Annotated in this window: 16 protein-coding genes and 4 pseudogenes; 15 read left to right on the top strand and 5 right to left on the bottom strand. The window is 36.0% G+C overall.

The features are described from left to right. Positions 1-114 precede the first annotated feature (114 nt). The 6 genes from cntA to cntE all read left to right on the top strand — a co-directional run bounded on the left by cntA (position 115) and on the right by cntE (position 6,451). Complete coding sequence (gene cntA, locus NKR74_RS13310; RefSeq protein ID WP_301287697.1) at positions 115-1,737, top strand: staphylopine-dependent metal ABC transporter substrate-binding lipoprotein; 1,623 nt, start codon at positions 115-117, stop codon at positions 1,735-1,737. Positions 1,738-1,799: 62 nt separating this feature from the next. Then, positions 1,800-2,732: a nickel/cobalt ABC transporter permease gene (opp1B, locus tag NKR74_RS13305; protein WP_253629869.1), complete on the top strand. Its 933-nt coding sequence runs from the start codon at positions 1,800-1,802 to the stop codon at positions 2,730-2,732. Then, positions 2,733-3,629, top strand: a complete 897-nt coding sequence (cntC, locus tag NKR74_RS13300) for a staphylopine uptake ABC transporter permease subunit CntC (protein ID WP_253629868.1) — start codon at positions 2,733-2,735, stop codon at positions 3,627-3,629. A 4-nt stretch (positions 3,630-3,633) separates the two neighbouring features. Continuing rightward, positions 3,634-4,449, top strand: coding sequence for a staphylopine uptake ABC transporter ATP-binding protein CntD (gene cntD / locus NKR74_RS13295; RefSeq protein ID WP_253629867.1), 816 nt, complete (start codon positions 3,634-3,636; stop codon positions 4,447-4,449). After that, the gene (locus NKR74_RS13290; protein WP_253629866.1) at positions 4,443-5,189 is read left to right on the top strand and encodes an ABC transporter ATP-binding protein; all 747 of its coding nucleotides are present in this window, start codon (positions 4,443-4,445) and stop codon (positions 5,187-5,189) included. The genes cntD and NKR74_RS13290 overlap by 7 nt, the downstream gene beginning before the upstream one ends. Positions 5,190-5,278: 89 nt before the next feature. Next, positions 5,279-6,451, top strand: coding sequence for a staphylopine family metallophore export MFS transporter CntE (cntE, locus tag NKR74_RS13285; protein WP_253629865.1), 1,173 nt, complete (start codon positions 5,279-5,281; stop codon positions 6,449-6,451). A 135-nt stretch (positions 6,452-6,586) separates the two neighbouring features. Here cntE and NKR74_RS13280 read toward each other — a convergent pair whose 3' ends face one another. The 3 genes from NKR74_RS13280 to NKR74_RS13270 all read right to left on the bottom strand — a co-directional run bounded on the left by NKR74_RS13280 (position 6,587) and on the right by NKR74_RS13270 (position 8,647). Beyond that, on the bottom strand, positions 6,587-7,294 hold the full coding sequence (locus tag NKR74_RS13280; protein ID WP_253629864.1) for an IS6 family transposase: 708 nt from the start codon (positions 7,292-7,294) through the stop codon (positions 6,587-6,589). A 217-nt stretch (positions 7,295-7,511) separates the two neighbouring features. Further along, a complete protein-coding gene (locus NKR74_RS13275; protein ID WP_253629863.1) occupies positions 7,512-7,898 on the bottom strand; it encodes a PepSY domain-containing protein in 387 nt (128 codons plus the stop codon). Between the two features lie 62 nt (positions 7,899-7,960). Next, positions 7,961-8,647 carry an IS6 family transposase gene (locus NKR74_RS13270; protein WP_253629860.1) on the bottom strand — a complete coding sequence of 229 codons (687 nt, stop codon included), beginning with the start codon at positions 8,645-8,647 and terminating at the stop codon, positions 7,961-7,963. 143 nt (positions 8,648-8,790) lie between these two features. Between NKR74_RS13270 and NKR74_RS13265 the strand changes: the two genes are divergently transcribed. Next, positions 8,791-9,699 (top strand): HupE/UreJ family protein, encoded by a 909-nt coding sequence (locus NKR74_RS13265; RefSeq protein ID WP_253629862.1) that lies wholly within the window; start codon positions 8,791-8,793, stop codon positions 9,697-9,699. A gap of 1,198 nt (positions 9,700-10,897) precedes the next feature. After that, entirely contained in the window at positions 10,898-12,679 is a 1,782-nt protein-coding gene (locus NKR74_RS13260; RefSeq protein WP_253629861.1) for a PAS domain-containing sensor histidine kinase, read from the top strand. Between the two features lie 384 nt (positions 12,680-13,063). On the opposite strand, the pseudogene NKR74_RS13255 reads toward NKR74_RS13260, so the two are convergent. Continuing rightward, positions 13,064-14,236 (bottom strand): annotated as a pseudogene (locus NKR74_RS13255) (IS4 family transposase); the annotation flags it as partial. 64 nt (positions 14,237-14,300) lie between these two features. Here NKR74_RS13255 and NKR74_RS13250 point away from each other — a divergent pair. The 5 genes and pseudogenes from NKR74_RS13250 (at position 14,301) to NKR74_RS13230 (ending at position 19,751) form a co-directional block, all read left to right on the top strand. Next, the gene (locus NKR74_RS13250; RefSeq protein ID WP_253629860.1) at positions 14,301-14,987 is read left to right on the top strand and encodes an IS6 family transposase; all 687 of its coding nucleotides are present in this window, start codon (positions 14,301-14,303) and stop codon (positions 14,985-14,987) included. A gap of 59 nt (positions 14,988-15,046) precedes the next feature. Further along, a pseudogene (locus NKR74_RS13245) lies at positions 15,047-17,434 on the top strand (RHS repeat domain-containing protein); the annotation flags it as partial. A gap of 366 nt (positions 17,435-17,800) precedes the next feature. After that, a complete protein-coding gene (locus NKR74_RS13240) occupies positions 17,801-18,211 on the top strand; it encodes a hypothetical protein (RefSeq protein WP_253629858.1) in 411 nt (136 codons plus the stop codon). Positions 18,212-18,555: 344 nt separating this feature from the next. Beyond that, positions 18,556-18,879, top strand: a complete 324-nt coding sequence (locus tag NKR74_RS13235; protein ID WP_230577079.1) for a transposase — start codon at positions 18,556-18,558, stop codon at positions 18,877-18,879. After that, a complete protein-coding gene (locus NKR74_RS13230; protein WP_309247655.1) occupies positions 18,822-19,751 on the top strand; it encodes an IS3 family transposase in 930 nt (309 codons plus the stop codon). The genes NKR74_RS13235 and NKR74_RS13230 overlap by 58 nt, the downstream gene beginning before the upstream one ends. 6 nt (positions 19,752-19,757) lie before the next feature. Here NKR74_RS13230 and NKR74_RS13225 read toward each other — a convergent pair. Further along, positions 19,758-20,360 (bottom strand): annotated as a pseudogene (locus tag NKR74_RS13225) (IS6 family transposase); the annotation flags it as partial. A 47-nt stretch (positions 20,361-20,407) separates the two neighbouring features. Here NKR74_RS13225 and NKR74_RS13220 point away from each other — a divergent pair. Further along, a pseudogene (locus tag NKR74_RS13220) lies at positions 20,408-21,472 on the top strand (RHS repeat domain-containing protein); the annotation flags it as partial. Between the two features lie 21 nt (positions 21,473-21,493). Further along, the gene (locus NKR74_RS13215; RefSeq protein WP_253629857.1) at positions 21,494-21,853 is read left to right on the top strand and encodes a hypothetical protein; all 360 of its coding nucleotides are present in this window, start codon (positions 21,494-21,496) and stop codon (positions 21,851-21,853) included. The last annotated feature ends 270 nt before the right edge of the window (positions 21,854-22,123 follow it).

Here is a 22,123-nt window from a genome sequence, read left to right as displayed (position 1 = left end):
ATTTCGGTTTATATGGTATTCTAATCAATAGGTTTGGAACGTTAATCATAGTTAAACAGCAACAATAAATTACATCTAAATTAAGAAGACTAAAGGGAGAGGAATACTTTGTTGATGAAAAGGTTTAAGTTAGCGACTCTAGTTTTTTTGGCCTTATGCGTTCTAGCTGCCTGCTTTGTAATTTTGAAAAGCTCAGATAGCAAGAAGAAGGAGAGTGATCCTTCAACGAGTAATAAAAAAACATTAACTTATGCAGTATCTAAAGATATTAATGATATGAATCCGCATTTGTATACAGGTTCAATGTCCGCTCAAGGAATGGTATATGAATCATTAGTTGAAAATACAAAAGAAGGGATTAAGCCTTTACTTGCTAAATCATGGGAGATATCAAAAGATGGAAAAATATATACTTTCCATCTAAGGCAAGATGTGAAATTTCATGATGGTGAACCATTTAACGCAGAAGCAGTAAAAAAAAATATTGATGCTGTACAAAATAATGCACAAAAGCATTCCTGGATTAAATTATCAACAAAAATAGTAGCTTGTAATGTGGTAGATGAATATACAGTTGAATTGGTGCTATCAGAAGCATATTATCCAACTCTAGTTGAATTATCTATGACTAGACCTTATGTATTTATATCACCTAAAAATTTTGTTAATGGGGGAACAAAAGGTGGTGTAAATGGCTACAACGGTACAGGTCCATATATTCTCGATGAACATAAAATTGATGAATCCGCAACTTTTAAAGCAAATGAAAACTATTGGGGTGGCTCACCTAAAATCAAGAAGATTACTTCTAAAGTTCTGCCAGCAGGGGAAACAACATTTTTAGCATTACAAAAAGGAGAAGTTAATTTTGCTTTCACAGATGATAGAGGTGCAGACAGTATTGATGTCGAGGCAATGAATCAATTGATTGATTCAGGTAACTATCAAATTGCTAGAAGTGAAGCGATGAATACGAAAATGATTGTGGCTAATAGTAGTAAAACTGATAATCCAGTAAGTGAAAAAGCCGTTCGCGAGGCCATTTGGTACGCTATTGATAGAGAAACAATTACTAAGGATATTTTAAACGATACCGAAACAGTAGCTAATACACTGTTTTCTTCTAATGTTAATTATGCGGACGTTCCATTGAAGAAACGAGGCTATGATTTAGAAAAAGCAAAAGATATTTTAAAAGAAGCAGGATGGGTATTGCAAGGTGATGCTGTTGTTAGAACTAAAGATGGCAATAAACTAGCAATGAATCTTTATTATGATAATAATTCTCCTTCTCAAAAAGCAGAGGCTGAATTTATTCAAAGTTCGTTAAAAAGTATAGGTATTCAATTAAAAATTATTGGTGAACAATCAACTTCAATCGCTAATAGAAGATCAACTGGGGACTATGACTTATTATTCAATCAAACATGGGGACTAGCATATGATCCACAAAGTACAATAGCTGGTTTTACCTCCAATGCTTCTTATTTGCATACTACAAGTGGTATTGCAAAAGCAGACGAGCTTTACAGTAAAATTGCTGAGGTTATGGTATCAACTAATGAGGAAGCACGAAAATCATTGTATGCTGAAATTTTAAAAATTGTTCATGAGGAAGCAGTCTTTATTCCAATTTCATATGGTCGTGTCACTGTAGTCGCTCCTAAAAACTTAAAAGGCATCTCATTTAAACAAACACAATATGAGTTACCATTTGAGAGAATGAACTTTAAATAGGGATATAAAGGGGGATTTCCCCCTTTTATTTATTGATATTTTTTATTCAAAGGAGGTTTTCTATGGGAATCTATATTATTAAAAGGCTATTAATATCCATTCCTTTACTTTTAGTTATTTCATTGGCAACGTTTTTTTTAATTAATCTTTCCCCTTTAGATCCAGCCGAAATGGTACTACGTGCACAAGATATTCCAGAAATAACAGATGAATTAATTGCGCAAACGAAAGAGAAGTTAGGGCTGGATAAACCATTTATAGAACAATATTTACATTGGACCATTGCCTGCTTGCAATTAGATTTTGGGAATTCATACGTCACAGGAAAACCAGTTTGGTCATTAATAGGGCCAGCCTTTCTAAATACATTAAAACTAACCTTAGTGTCATCTGTTTCCATTATTATTTTGTCAATATTATTAGGTGTGATCTGTGCAATGAAAGAAGGAAGGGTAATTGATAAATCAGTAAGAGGGATTTTATTCTTTCTAACAGCAATGCCGCCATACTTGCTTGCCGCTATTATGATTTGGTATTTTTCTGTAAAATTAGACCTACTACCAACAAGCGGGATGGATTCGTATAAAAGTTATATTCTTCCGGTTATTGTCATCACGGTAAGTTATACAGGCATTTATTTTCGAACTGTTAGAAGTTCGATGTTAAATAATCTAAATGAAGATTATGTACTGTATGGAAGAGCGTGCGGCTTAACAGAGAGGAAAATTATTATACATGTTTTAAGAAATTCATTGCAAGTTGCCGTTTCAATATTTTGTATGTCTATCCCTATTATATTGGGAAGCACAGTAGTGATAGAAAATATGTTTGCATGGCCGGGATTAGGAAGTCTGAGTGTTAAATCTATTCTAAGTAGAGATTTACCGGTCATCCAAGCGTATGTACTCATACTAGCGGTAGCATTTGTGTTGTTTAATATGATTTCCGACATTATAAATGCTGTAATGAATCCTAAATTAAGGAATGATCTATAAGTGAAAATATTAAAATATTTAAGGGAAGATAAGTTAGCCATTATATCTTTGGTAGTCATTGTTGTGACAATTGTTGCTGGTATATTTGCCCCTTTACTTGCGCCACATGATCCCGAGGAAGTAAATATGGGACTTCGGTATGCAACCCCATCGTGGGAATACCTATTCGGTAATGATCACTTAGGGAGATGTGTCTTATCTAGACTAATTTATGGAATTCGTCCTAGCATTCTATGGGTTTTAGTTGCGTTATTGATAATTGTTTTAATTGGAACTATTTTAGGCCTCATAGCCGGTTACTTTAGAGGACGAGTAGATGCTTTTATTATGAGGTTTTGTGATATTATGCTTTCTTTTCCAGGGTATGTTATGGCATTGGCAGTTGTGGGGATTCTAGGCGTGGGTTTTAAGAATATACTAATTGCGTTTATTTTAATCAAATGGGCATGGTTTGCTCGAGTAATTAGAACATCTGTTATGCAATATTCGGAGTTAAACTATGTGAAATTTTCTAAAGCATCTGGTATTAGTGATATACAAATTATATGTAAGCATATTGTTCCTGTTGCATTGCCTGATATAGCGGTTATCTCAAGTAGCTCTATTGGTTCAATGATTTTACAAATATCTGGTTTTTCATTTCTAGGTTTAGGAGTTCAAGCTCCAAATGCCGAATGGGGAATGATGCTAAATGAGGCGAGAAAGATTATGTTCTCAAAGCCTGAGCTAATGTTAGCGCCTGGGTTAGCTATTATTACTTTGGTATCGGCTTTTAATTTTTTATCGGATGCACTTCAGATTGCTTTAGATCCTAAATTAAGAGCTTCTAATAATCATGCTCGAGAAAACGGGATCACCTTTAAAGATAAGTTCAAAGAAAAAGAGGTGGCAAAATAAATCTATGAATCTGTTAGAAGTCAAAAACTTGAGAATCTGGGATAACAACACTGGTAGAGTGATCATTCATAATAGCTCATTTCATTTAAAATATGGAAGTTGCCTGGCGATCGTGGGAGAAAGTGGCAGTGGTAAATCTATAACTTGTAGGTCAATTATGAGATTGAATAAATCTTGGATTCATCAATCGGGAGATATTCTATTTAAAGGAGAAAACTTAAATAGTCTTTCTGAGAAAGAGATGAGAAAGAAAAGGGGAAAAAACCTTTGTATGATTCTGCAAAATGGCATGAGTGCATTTAATCCTTCCTGTGTGATTGGTGTCCATGTAAGAGAAACACTTGCTCAACATTTTGGTTGGGATAACAGAAAAATAGAGTGGAAAATGAAATATGCCATGGAAAGTGTCATGTTGAAAGATCCGATAGAGATTATGAATAAGTATCCATACCAGCTATCGGGTGGAATGCTGCAACGAATTATGATTGCGTTGGCATTAGTATTAGAGCCCGACATTATCATTGCTGATGAGCCGACCACAGCACTAGATACAATTTCACAATTTGAGGTCGTTGAACAATTTATGACATTAAGGGAAAGAATGGGTTGTTCGATGATTTTTGTTTCCCACGACTTAGGTGTTGTAAAAAAAATTGCCGATAACGTTTTGGTGATGAAGGATGGGAGAGTTATTGAAAGAGGAGATATCCAAACCATCTTTTCAGAGGCACAACATGAATATACAAGATATTTAGTATCCACTAGATTAGCACTGAGTAATAATTTTAAGAAAATAGTGGGGAGGGGTTCTAATTGTTGAAAGTTTATCGAGTTGAGAAATCCTATAATAAAGGTGGGTTCTTTTCTAGAGAAAAGCAGAAAATCTTGAAAAAAGTTAGTTTTGAGTGCAGAAATGGCGAATGCCTCGGTATCATCGGAGAAAGTGGCAGTGGTAAATCAACGTTAGGACGTTTGATATTAGGAATTGAAAAACCTGATTGTGGAACAGTTTTATTTGAGGGAAAGCGTGTAGAGGACAGAACAGTGAGGCTAGGTAATATTAGTGCTGTCTTTCAAGACTATACTTCTTCAATTAATCCATTTTTTACTGTTGAAGAAGCAATTATGGAGCCATTAAAAACTCAAAAAAAGGATCGAAAAGAATACAATAGCAAGATTGATAATCTATTAAATCAAGTTGGGTTAAAGCCGTCCTATAGAAAGAAATACCCTCATGAGTTATCAGGAGGGGAGATTCAGAGAGTATGTATCGCAAGAGCCATCTCAACAGAACCCAAATGCATTTTATTAGATGAAGCAATCAGCTCTTTAGATGTATCTGTTCAAAAACAAGTGCTTGAATTATTAAAGAAACTCAGAAAGATTTATGATATGAGTTATATTTTTATAACACATGATGTTCAGGCTGCTGCCTATATCTGCGATAGAATTATAATCTTTAAAGATGGTCAGATTGAAGAAATAACCCAGATTGAACAATTAAAGGATGTTCGTTCAGAATATGCAAGGAAATTACTGGGGATGGTAGTAACGTTTTGATATTATCCACGAAAAGTATGCCTCATTATTCGTAGGTATGAAAAGAGTACGCTGCAGTATTCAGAGTTATAGAATTAGGAGGAGAAATTGTGAATGGAGCTATGTCTTGGCCTTTTCTGCGTTTATATATATTAGTTTTTCTTTATTTTAGTGCTAATGCCATATTAAACGTTATTATTCCTTTACAAGGGAAGATATTAGGGGCGAACAATACAACAATTGGTTTGATTATGGGAGGGTATTTATTTACAACTATGTTCTTTCGCCCGTGGGCAGGCCATATTATTCAACAGCAAGGCCCGATAAAAATATTACGTATTATTCTCATTCTCAATGGTTTTGCTTTAATACTGTATACGATTACTGGGATAGAGGGATTTTTAATTGCTCGTATATTACAAGGAGTTTCGACAGCTTTCTTCTCAATGGCATTACAGATGGGTATAATTGATGCGCTGCCAGAGAAGGATCGTTCTCAGGGAATTTCACTTTACTCTTTATTTGCTAATATGCCAGGTATTATTGGGCCCGTAGTAGCATACAGCATTTGGGAGGCTGGAGGAATGGATTATTTTACAGTGGTACTAATAACGATTGCTATCTCTACAGCGATGTTTGGCTATAGTGCTAAAATGGAAAAAAGAACGAATCAACCTGTTTCAGAGAGTACTGAGCAAGAAGTAAGTATCCTTAAATCTTTTACGCAGTTAATAAAAAATCCAATTTTATTCAAATGCAGTGTGTTGATGTTAGTTGCTTCAATTGTATTTGGAGCTATTACAACCTTTATACCACTATACGCTACACAATTAAAAAGTGGTAATGCTGGAATTTATCTCATGCTTCAGGCAGGTACTGTTGTCTTTGTTCGTTTTGCTTTAAGAAAAAAGATTCCTTCAGACGGTAAATGGCATGCGTCTTTTGTTATGGGGACTATGCTTCTTTTAGCAATAGCTGCACAGTGTGTAAGCTTTTCTATAACGGGTGGTGCAGTTTTTCTCTATATGGGTGCAATTTTAATGGGAATACCTCAGGCACTTCTCTATCCGGCATTAACAACGTATTTGACTTTTGTCTTGCCACAAAAGAATCGTAATGTGTTAATTGGTTTATTTATTGCCATGGCTGATTTAGGTGTTTCGCTAGGTAGTGTTATTATGGGACCAATAGCGGATTTTTCTTCATACTCATTTATGTATATGATTTGTGCTATCTTGGGTGCCACGATGATTTTTTTTGCCTATTATCGACGAACAACATAAAAGGAGCTTTCCGAAGGTTTCATTTATCGCCTTTAAAAAATTAGTTGAATGTGGTTGAACAACATTTTAAGGGTTCTGGTGCAAATACTTAGGAAAGATATAAAGAGGTGAAAAGTTTCCTAGTGGAATCTAGTCTTAAGCAGCAATTCCAAATAGTTGATGGATGAACTTCACTTGATTTTGGACAGACTTGTCCAGTAAAACAGGTTGCCCTTTTTTTACCATATGCATAGCTTCTATTCCAGAAATAATGGATGTAGCTGTGCGAAAGGATTTCAATCCTAACATCGAACGAACTCGCTTTTTAATAAACCGATGATCTTGTTCCACTATGTTATTGAGATATTTCACTTGCCTTAGTTGGATGCCTAATGGCATCTTTTTTTCTTTTCTCAATTCTTCAACTGCTATAGGATAAGCTGGATTCTTATCTACTGTCACGACACGAGGCTCAGAAATATGAAAAGACTGCAAAGCTTTCTTGAAGAATCGCTTTGCAGCCTTGTGGTTTCTTGCTTTGCTTAGGTAAAAATCGATGGTATTTCCTTTCGAATCGACAGCACGATACAGGTACATCCATTGACTTTTTACTTTGATATATGTTTCATCGACTCTCCAAGAGTCATTGGTTTGCTTGAGATGACGACGGATTCTTTTGTCTAATTCAGGACCATACTGATGAAACCAACGCATAATCGTTGTATGAGCAACGGATAAGCCCCGTTCCTCCATCATTTCCACCAAATCACGAAAGCTCAAGTTGTACCGTAGGTACCATCTTACTGTTTGCAAAATAATATCATGATGATAATGCTTCCACTTGAATAAATTTCGCTTTTCCATACTGATCACGCACCTTTTTTAGAGTAATAGTATCAGTATGTCCAAGATTTAGAGATTACTTGCAATTATCTTGAAGTTTTCGCACCAGAACCGCTTAGACATACATCATCCACATCCTTTTTAGATTAGTAGTATTAGTATGTCCAAGTTTGATAAATTTTTTGCACCAGAACCCCCTTTACTCTATAAGTACTCTAAAATAGTAAACTATAATTTATTATCCAACCCATTTTTTTACAGATGGTATTCTCTTTATTATCAACCAATCCAGTACAAGAGCAGCAAGTAATGAAGCACCCACTAACGGGAACACAATACCTAGTACAATAATAAGAACTGCTGTACCTTTCATTAATTTGAAGTTTTTTGGTAAAGAAGGAGCACCCAACGTACCAGATGGCTTACGTTTCCACCACATCATAACACCTGTCAAAGAAATCCCAATTAAGCCAAGACAGATAATGAGATCTAACAATTGGTTTGCTAGGCCAAAGTAATGCCCTTCATGTAATGCCACTCCGATAGAAATTGCTTTGGCCAGAATTCCATAATCCTTAAAACGCAAATCTGCCAGCACTTTCCCGCTATATTGGTCAATATGCAAAGTTGGGTTCTGTTGCAAAGTTTCCGAAGACATAAAGAGATGGGGAATATTGTGGACCAGTTTTATGAAACTATTAATAATTCATGTAATGCGTTATACGTCGAAAAAACGAAGTTTGGTTGAGGACTTCGTTTTTGTTTGTATATAGCATGAACAGTTTCTATACCTTTAATAGTACGTGAGGCATGGCGAAGACTTTGAAATCCTAAAGAACGGGAGAATCGACGTTTCACATGTCGGTGATCTTGCTCAATGATATTATTGAGGTACTTGATTGTACGATGAAAGGTATTTTTGTAAAGACCTATCTCCTTTAATTTTTTGAATGCGGAAGCTAAAGAAGGGGCCTTATCTGTCGTCAGAACCGTTGGTTCTCCAAAAGTTCGAACAAGTCTTTTCATAAAAGCATATGCTGCTTGTGTGTCCCGTTTTTGACGAAGTTGAATATCAAGTGTTTGTCCCTCTTTATCAATTGCTCGATATAAATAACACCATTTCCCTTTCACCTTGATATAGGTTTCATCCAAACGCCAAGATAACAATGTGTTTTTGTTTTTCTTCTTCCAAATGTGATAGATAAGATTTCCATATTCATGAACCCAGCGCATGATAGTTGTTGGATGAATAGAAATACCACGTTCTTTGAGAATTTCAGACACATCGCGATAACTTAAAGAAAAACGACAATAGTAGCCAACGGCTATTAAAATAATATCCTTCTTGAACTGTTTCCCTTTAAAATATCCCATCTGTGATTCTCCTTGTTTTCTTTTTCGAAAGTGTAGCTTAGTTTAGAAAACTTTGCAACAGAACCGTCAAAAGTATGGGTTACTCGAAGTTATACATTAAAGGGAAAACGATTGACTATGAACTTTTTCTTGATCAAATAGACATGCTAGAACAATTTGATACCAACAAGGATAAATATCTGGAGAACGAGGAACTGTCCTCGCAGAAAGAAAGAATCGAATCGGTATTACAGAAAGATCTTCGTATAGATGTGGATTCGAAGCCCTTAACGATGGAATTGCTTTCGATGAACATGGCAGAAAGGGGTTCCGAGATCGGCGTAATATTTAAACTAAAGTTCACCGCCGATGAAGCGATCGAACAATTTGATCTTCATTACAATCTGGTGTTTGAAGATTCGCCTCTTCATACGAATGTACTCTTGGTCCATTCAGGGGAATATTTCTATCAGGATATTCTTGATACGAAAAAAAGAGATGTTCAGATCACCATTGCTCAGCCTGAAAGTGAATCCGTCCTATGGAAATACTTTGTACTTGGAATCGAACACATTTTGACCGGGTACGATCATTTGTTGTTTTTGGTATCATTAGTATTAATCGCAACTCGCTTCAAGGATGCGTTGAAAATTGTTACTGCTTTTACAATCGCCCACAGCATTACACTGTTCTTGGTGGCTACCGACCGTATTCAGGTCAGTTCGCATTGGGTCGAAGCCTTGATTGCCCTGACGATCTGTTATGTGGCAGTGGAAAATATATTTGTTCAAAAGGCGAAATGGCGGTGGCTATTGACGGCCTTATTTGGCCTGATTCACGGTATGGGTTTCGCCGGGGCTTTGGCTGAAACGGGACTTCCAAAGGACAATCTGATTGGCACACTCCTTTCGTTTAATTTAGGCGTGGAAACAGGTCAGTTCATGCTACTGTGTCTATTACTGCCTCTCTTGTTTTGGCTGCGCAGGTTCTCATGGTATCGTAAAATGATGATCTCAACGTCTTGCCTTATTTTTGTTTTAGCATTTTATTGGTTGATTCAACGTCTGCAGTAAACCATAGCCCAAAACATGAAAAGATTGCCAACCATATGGCCGTATCTCCTTAGGCCATTATTAGAAAATACAGATTAGATAAAGGTGACTAGAACCTAGAGAATTTTGGTATTAACTTAGGACGAAATTAGAGGAAAAATTCTATTATTTGCTTTAACAAAATGAAAAATCAACTTAAATAAACGTTTGTTTAAAACTTATAAGTATAATGTGGAGAATTGTACTTAAGCTATTGGGTACGTTAGTTAAACAAAACATAATACTTAAGTCTTCCACAATCGGGAACTTTAATTGAGCAAGGATCACAAAAATTATCAAACTTTTTTATAAAAGGATGATTCAATTGAATATAGAAAAAGCGTGTTTTGATCAATCTTTTTTTAAAACACGCTTTTTCTATTTGCTCTTTTATCAAGGTTTATTAAGTTAATTTAATCAAACTTTATTCAAAAGCTACACTTCTTTCTCTTTTAGTAAAGTATTTCCATTTTTGTTCCGAAAATTTAATTCTTATAGAAAATTGACCTTTCAAATTCGCCTATAACGAACAAAACGCACTTGCTCTATATTATAAGTCTTAAATAAGTTAAAACTCGTTTTAGAGGATGATAGAGGGGGATTATGGGTTTTTAGTATACTTCAGTTATTTTAATGATAGGCTCTGTTAAAGTAGATTGTTGATTTTCATATTCAAATACCATGAAAAAACCTCACGGTATTAATTTAAAAAAGTGCATAACTAAAGAAGACGTCTTTATTTTATTTTTAAAAAGCGTCCAACAGTAAAAAATTATATTAGTGGTTTATGGATTAAGAGACTTCTTCGATCGATACAGAATACCCTAATTTTTCTAGTCTTCGAACTGAATGACGGACCATTGATACTTCTTTTTGTTTGTCATAATATAATACTAGGTCTAGCATTATGACTTTTTGGAATAAGTTTATTTATTGAAGTATTATAGAGTTCTGACAATTATATTTTGAATTTTTGTATAAATGCTTATAGAACTAACGGATGCTTTAGTTGAATATCATAAAAATAAATAAAAACTAACGTATTAGATGTAAAAAAGCATATAACACGATGGAGGTGTAATGTAGTAAGGGGTTTGTACGTTTTATATACTATCCCTACTACAGATAAATTATGGATAAAGAGACTCTACGAATAAATCTAAGTAAAAAGCATATCCACATGCAAGAACTACTTCAGTCTCTTGTCGAAACCACAACTGACGCTATTTCCATTAGAGACATGCAGGGAAATTTACTTATCGTAAATAATGCCTTTGAAAAAATTTATGGATGGACATATGAAGACCTACTAAATGATCCTTACTGCCTGGTGCCTGAACAGATAATAAACGAGACGAAAGAAATCTTTCATCCGATTAAATTTTCTGGAGAGAAAATTTCGGGGTATGAGACTATTCGTAAACGAAAAGACGGTAAGATTGTTCATGTATCTCTAACAGGGTCCTATATTCGAGATACCACAGGAAACATCGTAGGTACTTCTGTTATCGCCAGAGATATTACAGATCAAAAAATGGCTAAAGAAGCATTGCTAGAGAGTGAGGCTCAATACCGGATACTAGTAGAAAATACGAACGACATTATAAGTACATATGATGTGAACATGAAAAAAATATTTGTATCGCCATCTATAGAAATTCACTTAGGATATACCTTAGATGAATATCTTCAGGCGGATACTTTTGATTTTATTCATCCTGATGATGTGAAAATAATAGTAGAACTTCGTCAATCAATTTCTATCCATAAGAAAATTTTTCAAATAGAAGTGAGATTAAAACATAAAAATGGATCGTGGGTTTATTTAGAGTCGCGTTGTGTACCGATCTTATCCGAGAACTCTGAGATAGAGAGTTACCTAATCGTTTCACGTAATATTACAGAACGAAAACAATCAGAAGAAGCTTTAAGGAAAAGCGAGGAACAATACAGGTTCATTGCTGAAAATACAGTAGACTTCATTTCTGTAATTAACCAAAATGGGGACGTATCTTATAGCTCACCATCACATATGAAAAAACTAGGCAGTGATCGAATTCTCTTTGAAAATATCCATCCAGACGATGCTCCTTTCGTCTGTGAACGATTTTCATATATGCTAAAAGCAAAAGCACCTATTATCTGTGAATATCGATACAAGCTTGATAATGAAAACTCGGTTTATTTGGAATCAAGAGGAATACCTTTTTTCGGCATAGATGGCGAATGTCGTCACTTTTTCAACATTACACGAGATATTACTGAGATGAAACAAAACGAAGTCCTTCTTATGAGAACAGAAAAGATGTCAGTTATCGGAGAACTGGCTGCAAGTATTGCACACGAAATCAGAAATCCTCTTACTTCGATAAAGGGCTTTATTCAGTATTTACAACCAGAAATATCAGGGAATCCCGATTTTACTGAGATTATGTTGTCAGAGTTAGAGCGAATCAACTTTATCGTGAGTGAGCTACTTGTCTTGGCGAAGCCACAAAATCTTCATGTGAAGCCGATTATATTGGACAATATCATTGTAAATGTTGTGAAATTTCTTGAATCTGAAGCTAATTTAAAAAATATTGAAATGATGAAACAACTTGAAAGCACACATGTTGCAATCAATTGTGAAGAAAATCAATTAAAACAAGTATTTATCAACATCATTAAGAATTCCCTGGATGCTATTTCATCAAATGGTAAAATCAGTATTCAAACAAGACTTTTAAGTGACAACCAAGTCCTTATTCGTTTTTCTGATAACGGCTGTGGCATTTCTCCGGAGCTGCTGGCCAGACTAGGAGAACCTTTTTACACCACAAAAGAGAAAGGCACAGGATTAGGTTTACTGGTTAGTAACAAAATTATAAAAGATCACCATGGTAGTATGAACATCACAAGTGAAATCAACAAGGGCACTATTGTAGATATCACTTTACCAATATACAGAAGCTTTTCGTGAAATATATATGGAAAAGTTAGCTTATCGGCTTGTGTTCCCTCAGACGATTGTTTTGGGGGAATATTTTATTGCGTCACGGATATTTTTTTCCAATAAAAGACCACATAAACTAGCAACAATACCAAGTTAAATAGAGAAATTAAAGGCTCCGCCATACAAGGAGCTTTTTTTACTATCAATATAATAATTTCACGTACCTTAATGATTAATAAACAAACCCACCAAAAAATAGCAATCTACATTTAGGGGTATCGTCACACATCCATCAACTTAAGGTATATTTTCAAACAAAATGCGGTCTTTCCATATAGTTTTTTATTATCTTTTGTAGATTTTATAAAAGTGGGCATATCAAATAAACCCTGACGGGTTTCAATTTTTTTACTATGCTACCTGATGAGTAGAAGTGGTATACTCATAAACAACACCCAAAATATCAAAGACTGTCTTTTTCTCGTATCGATGAGATTTTCGTCCGTTGTGCTGTAGGAGGTTAAACAGACGAAGGAGAACCTTTGATAATTCTTGGGTGTTTTTGTGTAATGCTTGGTAAAAAAGTAAAAAATAATCCTTAATTATGTACATCGCTTTATATTCACTTAGCTCTTTCTGTTTCTTACGTAATAGGAGTTCTCGCATTTTAAACATAGTAGAAGAACATAATAGAATACTAATGAGTTGCCCATAAAGATGACATTCTAATCGCTCTTGTTTAATAGATTTACAACGATGAATTTGAAACCAAGATTTCCATATTTTAAATAACAGCTCAATTTGCCAACGTAATGAATATAAATCATAGATTTTCTCTTTTGGAACCCATTCCGTAGGAATGTTTGTCATATATACCGTAATACCTTGTAAAAGCTTCGTGCGCTCTGTATATGTAATTCCTTTTTTCTTTTCGCGAATAGCTCGGTCACGTAGGCGTTTCTGTTTTTGCTCCTCGGTACACCTATAAACTACAATACGAGTAGGCAGTTTGTCTTTACTCCCTACATATACATCGTGTAATTCATACACTTGGCCAGGTTGTAGTTGTTTCATAATGTCTTCTAAATGAATTTGTATATATACCGGTTTCAATTGAGAGGATTTTGTTTTAAATACCACTGTTTCGAACTCTTTTCTATATATTTTAGTTGGTAACTTAAGACGGGATAAATAATACCCCTGCTTGTCTTGAATAGACTTAAAGTCTTGTAGACGAAAATATCCTAAGTCACGAATATACAGCTCATTCTTTTGTATCATGCCTGTTCGAGTCGCACCATACGCCTGATCACTTCGTTTTCCTGGTTCAATTTTCACATCAGAAAATTCTCCACTCAACAAGTCATACTCTAGTTGGATTTTTACACCAGCTTTATGACTACATCCTCCGGCACCAGGATAAGTAGATGCGAATCGATCTGGAACTTGAAAGGTTGTAGAATCAAGGATACGAATACGCTCAAAGTAAGCAGAAAGAGAATGAGAAATCTTAGATAACCCTCCAATTTTAGCTTGTAGAAGTGTAGTAAATACAGTTCGAAAAAAGGCTACAGAAGCCGAGTGGTTCTGTTGCAAAGTTTTCTAAACTAAGCTACACTTTCGAAAAAGAAAACAAGGAGAATCACAGATGGGATATTTTAAAGGGAAACAGTTCAAGAAGGATATTATTTTAATAGCCGTTGGCTACTATTGTCGTTTTTCTTTAAGTTATCGCGATGTGTCTGAAATTCTCAAAGAACGTGGTATTTCTATTCATCCAACAACTATCATGCGCTGGGTTCATGAATATGGAAATCTTATCTATCACATTTGGAAGAAGAAAAACAAAAACACATTGTTATCTTGGCGTTTGGATGAAACCTATATCAAGGTGAAAGGGAAATGGTGTTATTTATATCGAGCAATTGATAAAGAGGGACAAACACTTGATATTCAACTTCGTCAAAAACGGGACACACAAGCAGCATATGCTTTTATGAAAAGACTTGTTCGAACTTTTGGAGAACCAACGGTTCTGACGACAGATAAGGCCCCTTCTTTAGCTTCCGCATTCAAAAAATTAAAGGAGATAGGTCTTTACAAAAATACCTTTCATCGTACAATCAAGTACCTCAATAATATCATTGAGCAAGATCACCGACATGTGAAACGTCGATTCTCCCGTTCTTTAGGATTTCAAAGTCTTCGCCATGCCTCACGTACTATTAAAGGTATAGAAACTGTTCATGCTATATACAAACAAAAACGAAGTCCTCAACCAAACTTCGTTTTTTCGACGTATAACGCATTACATGAATTATTAATAGTTTCATAAAACTGGTCCACAATATTCCCCATCTCTTTATGTCTTCGGAAACTTTGCAACAGAACCGGACAAAGCGTCAATTAACATTTACGACGAGCAGTGAAACACGAAAAGTACGGGTATACCTTGAAATGGACCATAGCGGAAGTGGGGTAGGAGGAAGCGCATGGTTCGATAACATCCAGCTTGAAGAAGGACCTGTCTCTTCTTCGTATAACCCAGTAGCTAACAGCAGTTTCGAATACGACAACAACGAGAAGCTTGAGAATTGGACATCAGTGTGCAACCCACCAAAAGACGCACTAGGAGAGGGATTTGCAGGTTCTACTAGCCTTCAAATGGAACGGAAGAGCACGACAGAACCAAGTTGTCATTATCGCCAACAAGTCGATCTTAAGCAAACAAAGGCACAGGATGTCACCGTCACTGCCATGTCGAAAGCGGAGAATGTGACGAATTCCATTGACAACGGTATGAACAATGGGTATTCCATTTGGGTGCATGCCTTTTATGCGGATGGTGCAGAGGCAGATTATAACGCTGTATTCCCAATTGGTACAAAGGATTGGAATCGTAGTGCGGTAGTCATTCCGACTTCTACACATGGAGCCATTCAACGATTAGATGTTCACACTGTATTCAATGGAAACAATATCGGGAAAGTATGGTTTGACGACGTCCGCGTTATAGAAGGAAATGTACTGACCAAGAACGAATATGATGCCAAATATAACTATGTCACAGCAGCATATGATGAAGAAAATCACAAAACATCGTTTACGTATGATTTGTATGGCAACAAGTTAACAGAAACAGATCCAAAGAATAACACAAAATCATATGAGCATAATCTAGATCATCAGCTGACAAAAACAACATTACCAAATAGTACATCTGTAGAGTATAAGTATGATGACAACAGCAATGTGACAGAGAAGCTCATTACGAGCGGAACGAGTATACAAACGGTGAAATATGCTTATGACGTAGATAACAAGATTACCGAATTCCAAGATGCGCTACAGCGTAAGATTTTGCATACGTACGATGTTAACGCGAACCGCATCAGTACCAAGATGCCAACCGGCAGTCTGTTAGAATGGACATACGACGCTGCGAATCGTATCACAGAAGCAAAACGTAACGGAACAGTTGCCTTCTCGTATGGATATGACGCAAATGGCAACGAAACGAAGGTAACGGATTCTGTCAATGGCATTACACGTGATAAGGCATATGATACAGGCAACCGCATCACCAGCATGACCGACCGAGGCGGCAGCGTAGCATGGTCATATCATCCAAATTCACATAAACTCAAAGATAAAACGCTCACGCATGGAACAACCACAAATACAACGAGCTATGAATACGATGCGTTAAACCAAAATACAAAGATTGTAGATGGCGGGAAGTCCTATTACTTTGAGTATGACGAATTTGGAAACGTGTCCCGTTACCAATCTGGCAATGATACAGCAGCACTGTTTACGTATGACAAAACGCAAAAGGTGACGGACCTGACCATTGGGAAAAAAGATTTGACACCTATCTTGGCTGAGCAATACAAATACGACGCAAACGGGAACCGAACAAGTGTAGAACGTACGACAGGTGTAACGAAACAAACCGTTGCTTACGAGTATGATTCTATTAACCAATTAAAGCAAGAAACACTGGCAGATGGTACAATTCAAACATACAGCTATGACGGGTTTGGGAATCGTACAAGTGTGAAAAAGGGTTCAGAGGATGCAACTACTGCGCAGTTTAATGAAGGCAACCAGCTTACGAAGTTTGGTAGCGAAACACTGACATACGATGCGAACGGAAATCGTACATCAGACGGCAAGTACACGTATACATGGAATGAAGCGGACCAGCTTGTGGCGATTACAAAGCAAGGGGAAAGCACACCATATGCGACGTACAAGTACGATGATGATGGACGCCGTATTGAAAAAATGGTGAGTGGTCAAACCACTCGTTATTATTATGATGGTGACAGTATTAATGTTCTTTACGAAACGGACGCAAGCGGAAATGTACTTCGTCAATATGTATATGGAGTGAGTGGTGTTCGTGTGGCGATGAAGTCACAAGGACAAACGCTGTACTATCACTACAATCCGCATGGTGATGTCATTGCGATGACGGATGCGAGCGGGAATGCGATTGCGAAGTACGAGTACGATGCGTGGGGGAACGTGCTAAAGGACGAAGCACAAGGAATTGCGGTAGATAACCCGTTTGGCTATGCGGGGTACATGTATGATAAGGAAATCGGTATGTACTATCTCATGACACGTTATTATCATCCAACGCATGGTGTGTTCTTATCTGTGGACCCTGATCCAGGCGATAGTGATGATCCAATTACGCAAAATGGATATACGTATGCTGATAATAATCCAGTTATGCATATAGATCCAGATGGGCAATTCGCTATGGCAGCAGCAGCTCCACTATATTTTATCCCAGGGGTTGGGCAAATTGCCTTATTCGCTACGGTAGTAGGAATGGGAGTAGCAGTTGGTTATTACTACTCTAAGAAGTATAAGAAACAATCTCATACTGCTACACGTGTTAAAGGTGGATTAAAAAAAGGAAGAGGAATAACTCAGAAACAAGCTATTAATAGATTAAAAAAGGGGTTAGATGTAATCTCTAACTCGAGGAAACAGGCTAAGAGGCTGCAGAAAAAAACACTGGGGGGTAAGAAAGCAATTAAGGACCCTCCTCATAAACCAGGTTATAGACCACATTATCATAATGGAAAGCGTACTGGAGGACATTCTTTTTTCTAAGAAGGGGGTTACCAAATGTGCCTAATATTGACTATAGGAACAAATATAAAAATACCAGAATTAACAATTAAAAATTTTGAAGAAAATAATATTTTTATTGAGGAAGTAAAAGAAGGAACACCTACTAGGCTATTTAGTACTAAATATAAACATATTTATAGTCTAACTAATGGTATGTGCTCCTGTGACTTTTTTGAAAGATCAAGTAATATCCAAAAAGTTTCTGAGTATATGCCTAAACTAAGTTCCTTAATAAATGATTTAGAGAAGAAATTGATCAGGATATGTCTACATGTTCATTCCTATGTAGGTTTCTACGAAACGGAAAGATTACCTTCACCAAATAAGGTTATAATTAATAAAGAGAAATTGCTAGAAGATTTCTCATTTTTAGAAGAAGATGTAGTCTATGTAGTAAATAATTAAGAATAAGTAGACTAGCAATCTTGGACAAAAAACGGATTATAAAAAACAATTGTTTTTTATAATCCTAGAAACAGGCAGGAAATGCCTGTTTTTTTATGGGATTTTGTTATAAGGGGTCACCATACATACCCATCAAGCGGTTCTGGTGCAAATATTTGAAGAAGGACACGAATAATAGTAGATTCCTAACGGAATCGTATTTTATGCTATAAGTCCAAACACTTGGTGAATGAACTCTTTTTGATTTTGGACAGACTGATTGATATTATCCCCTTAAGGTAGACAGTGTAAAAAGACCATGAATACACATGGATGTTACACTTTTACTTGGAGGGGATTTTATTATGGTTAAAAAAGGGGATAAATTTCAAACTTATTCAGATGAATTAAAGATACAAGTTGTAAAAAGTTATTTAAATGGTGAGGGTAGCCAATCAGCTATAGCGAAGAAATATAAGCTTAGAAGTAGAACACAGTTAATGAATTGGGTCCGGAAATATCAAGAAACAGGCGATATTTCAGACTTGCGGGGGAAAAATGGTGGTAATAACGGCTTAAAAAACCTCTTGAAAGGTCGTTCTCGTACGAAGTTCGATAGTATAGAAGAAGAATTGGAATACTACAAGGCGCAAGTGGCTTACTTAAAAAAGCAGTATCCAAATCTATAGGAGGTGTTCTTGCTCAAACGGCTAAGTACGAGATTATTGAAGAACTACGTTCTCGGTACAAAGTAACCTGGCTTGTCGTCATTGCGCAGTTAAATCGCTCTAGCTACTATAAGTGGCGTTCAACATGTAATCAAAGGCAATTACGCCTTTCAAAGGATAATACATTGCGTGAACAGATTCAAGCAATTCACATAAAACACAAGGAATACGGTTATCCTCGCATGACAATCGCCTTACGAGAGGCCGGATTTTTCGTGAACCACAAAAAAGTATATAGACTTATGCGAGAGCTTCACATTCAATCGATCATCCGTAAAAAGCGACGCTTTTTCAAAGGGAAATCCTCAAAGATTTTCCCCAATGTAGTAGAACGGCAATTCCAAAACCGCAAACAAAATGAGGTACTTGTCACAGATATCACTTATTTGCCATTCAAAGATAAATTTCTCTATTTATCGGTCGTTCAAGACCTTTACAATAATGAAATCGTTGCTTGGAAACTCTCACATCGCAATGATTTACAACTTGTTCTAAAAACATTAGATTTAGCAACACAAAAAAGAGATGTGTATGGAACCATCATCCACTCAGATCAAGGATTCCAATATACATCTCCTGCTTATTATCGTATGCTTCAACAGCTAGGCGCCATCGGCAGCCATTCTCGCAAAGGAAACTGCCATGACAATGCTTGCATTGAATCATTCTTCTCTCATTTTAAATCTGAAATGTTTTATCTTAATGACTATCAAACAAAGGGAGAACTAATTCAAGCAATTGAAACATACATCTATCATTATAACTACAAACGATTCCAAAAACGACTCAATCATCGAGCTCCGATCGAATATCGAATTTCGATGGCTGCATAGTCTTTTTTACAGTTGTCTACTTGACGGGGATAAGTCCAGATTCGGTAAATTAATCTGTCCCTTTTTTATCATACGCATGGCTTCAACACCACTCAATATAGAGGTTGCTGTTTTAAATGACTTGAATCCCAACATAGAACGCACACGTTTCTTAATAAAACGATGATCTTGTTCCACTATATTATTGAGATATCTACCTTGTCTTAGTTGTATGCCTTCAGGCATATGTTTCTCTCCCTTCAACTCTTGAATCGCTACAGGATAGGCAGGGTTCTTATCTACCGTTATCACGCGAGGTTTAGAAACATACGAAAAAGCCAAGGCTTTCTTGAAAAAGCGCTTGGCTGCTTGTTTATCTCTTGATTTACTTAGATAAAAATCAATTGTATTCCCCTCTGAATCAACTGCACGATATAAGTACATCCATTGACCTTTTACTTTCATATAGGTTTCATCGACTCTCCACGAATCATTTGTTGATTTAAGATGATGTCGTACTTTCTCTTCTAGTTGAGGTCCATATTGATGAACCCATCGCATAATCGTTGTATGAGAAATGGATAAGCCCCGTTCCTCCATCATTTCCACCAAAACACGAAAACTGAGGTTGTTTTATTATAAATTCATATCTGTTAAATGAAAAAGGATAGAATACCAGACTCTACCAATTTGGAAATGAAACGATTACGTATGATGCAAATGGAAACCGTACAGCGGATGATAAGTATACGTATACATGGAATGAAGCAGATCAACTGACTGCCATTACGAAAAAAGGCGAGAGCCAACCATTTGTGACGTATAAATATGATGATGATAGTCGTCGTATTGAAAAAACAGTAAATGGTCAAACAATTCGTTATCATTATGATGGGGACAGTATCAATGTTCTTTATGAAACAGATACGAACGGAAATGTCCTTCGTCAATATGTATATGGCGTAAACGGCGTTCGCGTTGCAATGAAGTCTCAAGGTCAAACGTTGTACTATCACTACAACCCGCATGGAGATGTTATTGCCATGACGGATCAAAGTGGAAATGTAGTAGCACAGTATGAGTACGATGCATGGGGCAATGTATTACAGAACACTGCACAAGGTATAGCAGCAGATAATCCATTTGGCTACGCTGGATACATGTATGATAAAGAAATTAGCATGTATTATCTGATGGCGCGTTATTACAATCCAACGCATGGTGTATTCTTATCAGTAGATCCAGATCCAGGTGATGAAGATGATCCAGTGACGCAGAATGGGTATACGTATGGGAATAATAATCCGGTGATGATGGTGGATTCGGATGGGCATTGGGCTAGAGTTTCTGCAGCGCTTTTTTCTGCAGGTTATAAAAGTTATAAAGCTTATAAAAAGTCTCGAAAGATTAATTCTCAGCTTGCTAAAGCAAGTAAGTTGGGGAATAATTATAAATTAAGTAATCATCAATATGAAACACATATAATAGATAGACATGGACCTAATTCGAAATGGAAAGATAGAAGTAAATTCAATTCTGGTTTTAATATCAAGAAAGGTATTCATAGTACTTTAACGAGTTCACGATCGACGATAACCCCAAATAGCCAAAACAGAAGTGGATATATTTTTACCCAAAAGTACCAGAAACCTATTGGTAAATCGGCTAAAGGCAAGAATGTCTATAATTTAAAAGTAGTTATTGATAGTAAGGGTAGAGTGGTAACAGCTTATCCTCATTAATTTTTGATTGGAGATTGAATAATGGCAGTTACATTTTATATAGGAAATAATCATAAAGAAGCACAGTTACTAAATAGATGGATACATTTCGAAGATCATATACATGACCTCTTATGGAAATACGAAAATGGGATGGGGACAGGGTGTGAACTTTTAATTGATTTAGATCCATATGGAGATAGAACCTTTAGCTTTGAAGAAGTGAATAAAATGATAAATATATGTATATATGTAATGAATGAGTATGCAAAACAACCACATGAATCTACTAAAGATTTAATTGAGTGTAAAGATGAAATTCAAACATTTGCGAAGGAATTAAAAGAATTATGTGAAGAAGCATTACAAAGGAAAAAATGCCTTCTTGCTATTGGAGATTAATGGTAAACTCTTTTTGTTAAAATGGAAGATAGGAAAATTGTATTTTTGGAAAAAACTAGGAATAGTTTTCTTTTAAAGAGTAGAGACATATAATTATGTTAAACTTTTTTAGAAAGCGAAAGTCCCGAATGTCCGGAAAATAGGATAATCGGGACTTTTTGCATTTACTTATCATAAATGGAAACGGGTTCTGGTGCAAATATTTAGGAAAGATATAAAGAGGCGAAAAGTTTCCTAGTGGAATCTATTCTTAAGCAGCAATTCCAAATA

The sequence above is a fragment of the Bacillus sp. 3103sda1 genome (genome assembly GCF_024159135.1).
In the GTDB taxonomy this organism is placed as follows: domain Bacteria; phylum Bacillota; class Bacilli; order Bacillales; family Bacillaceae_G; genus Bacillus_A; species Bacillus_A rhizoplanae.
The sequence above is the reverse complement of the archived record's forward strand: the minus strand, read 5'-3'. Positions and strand labels throughout refer to the sequence as shown.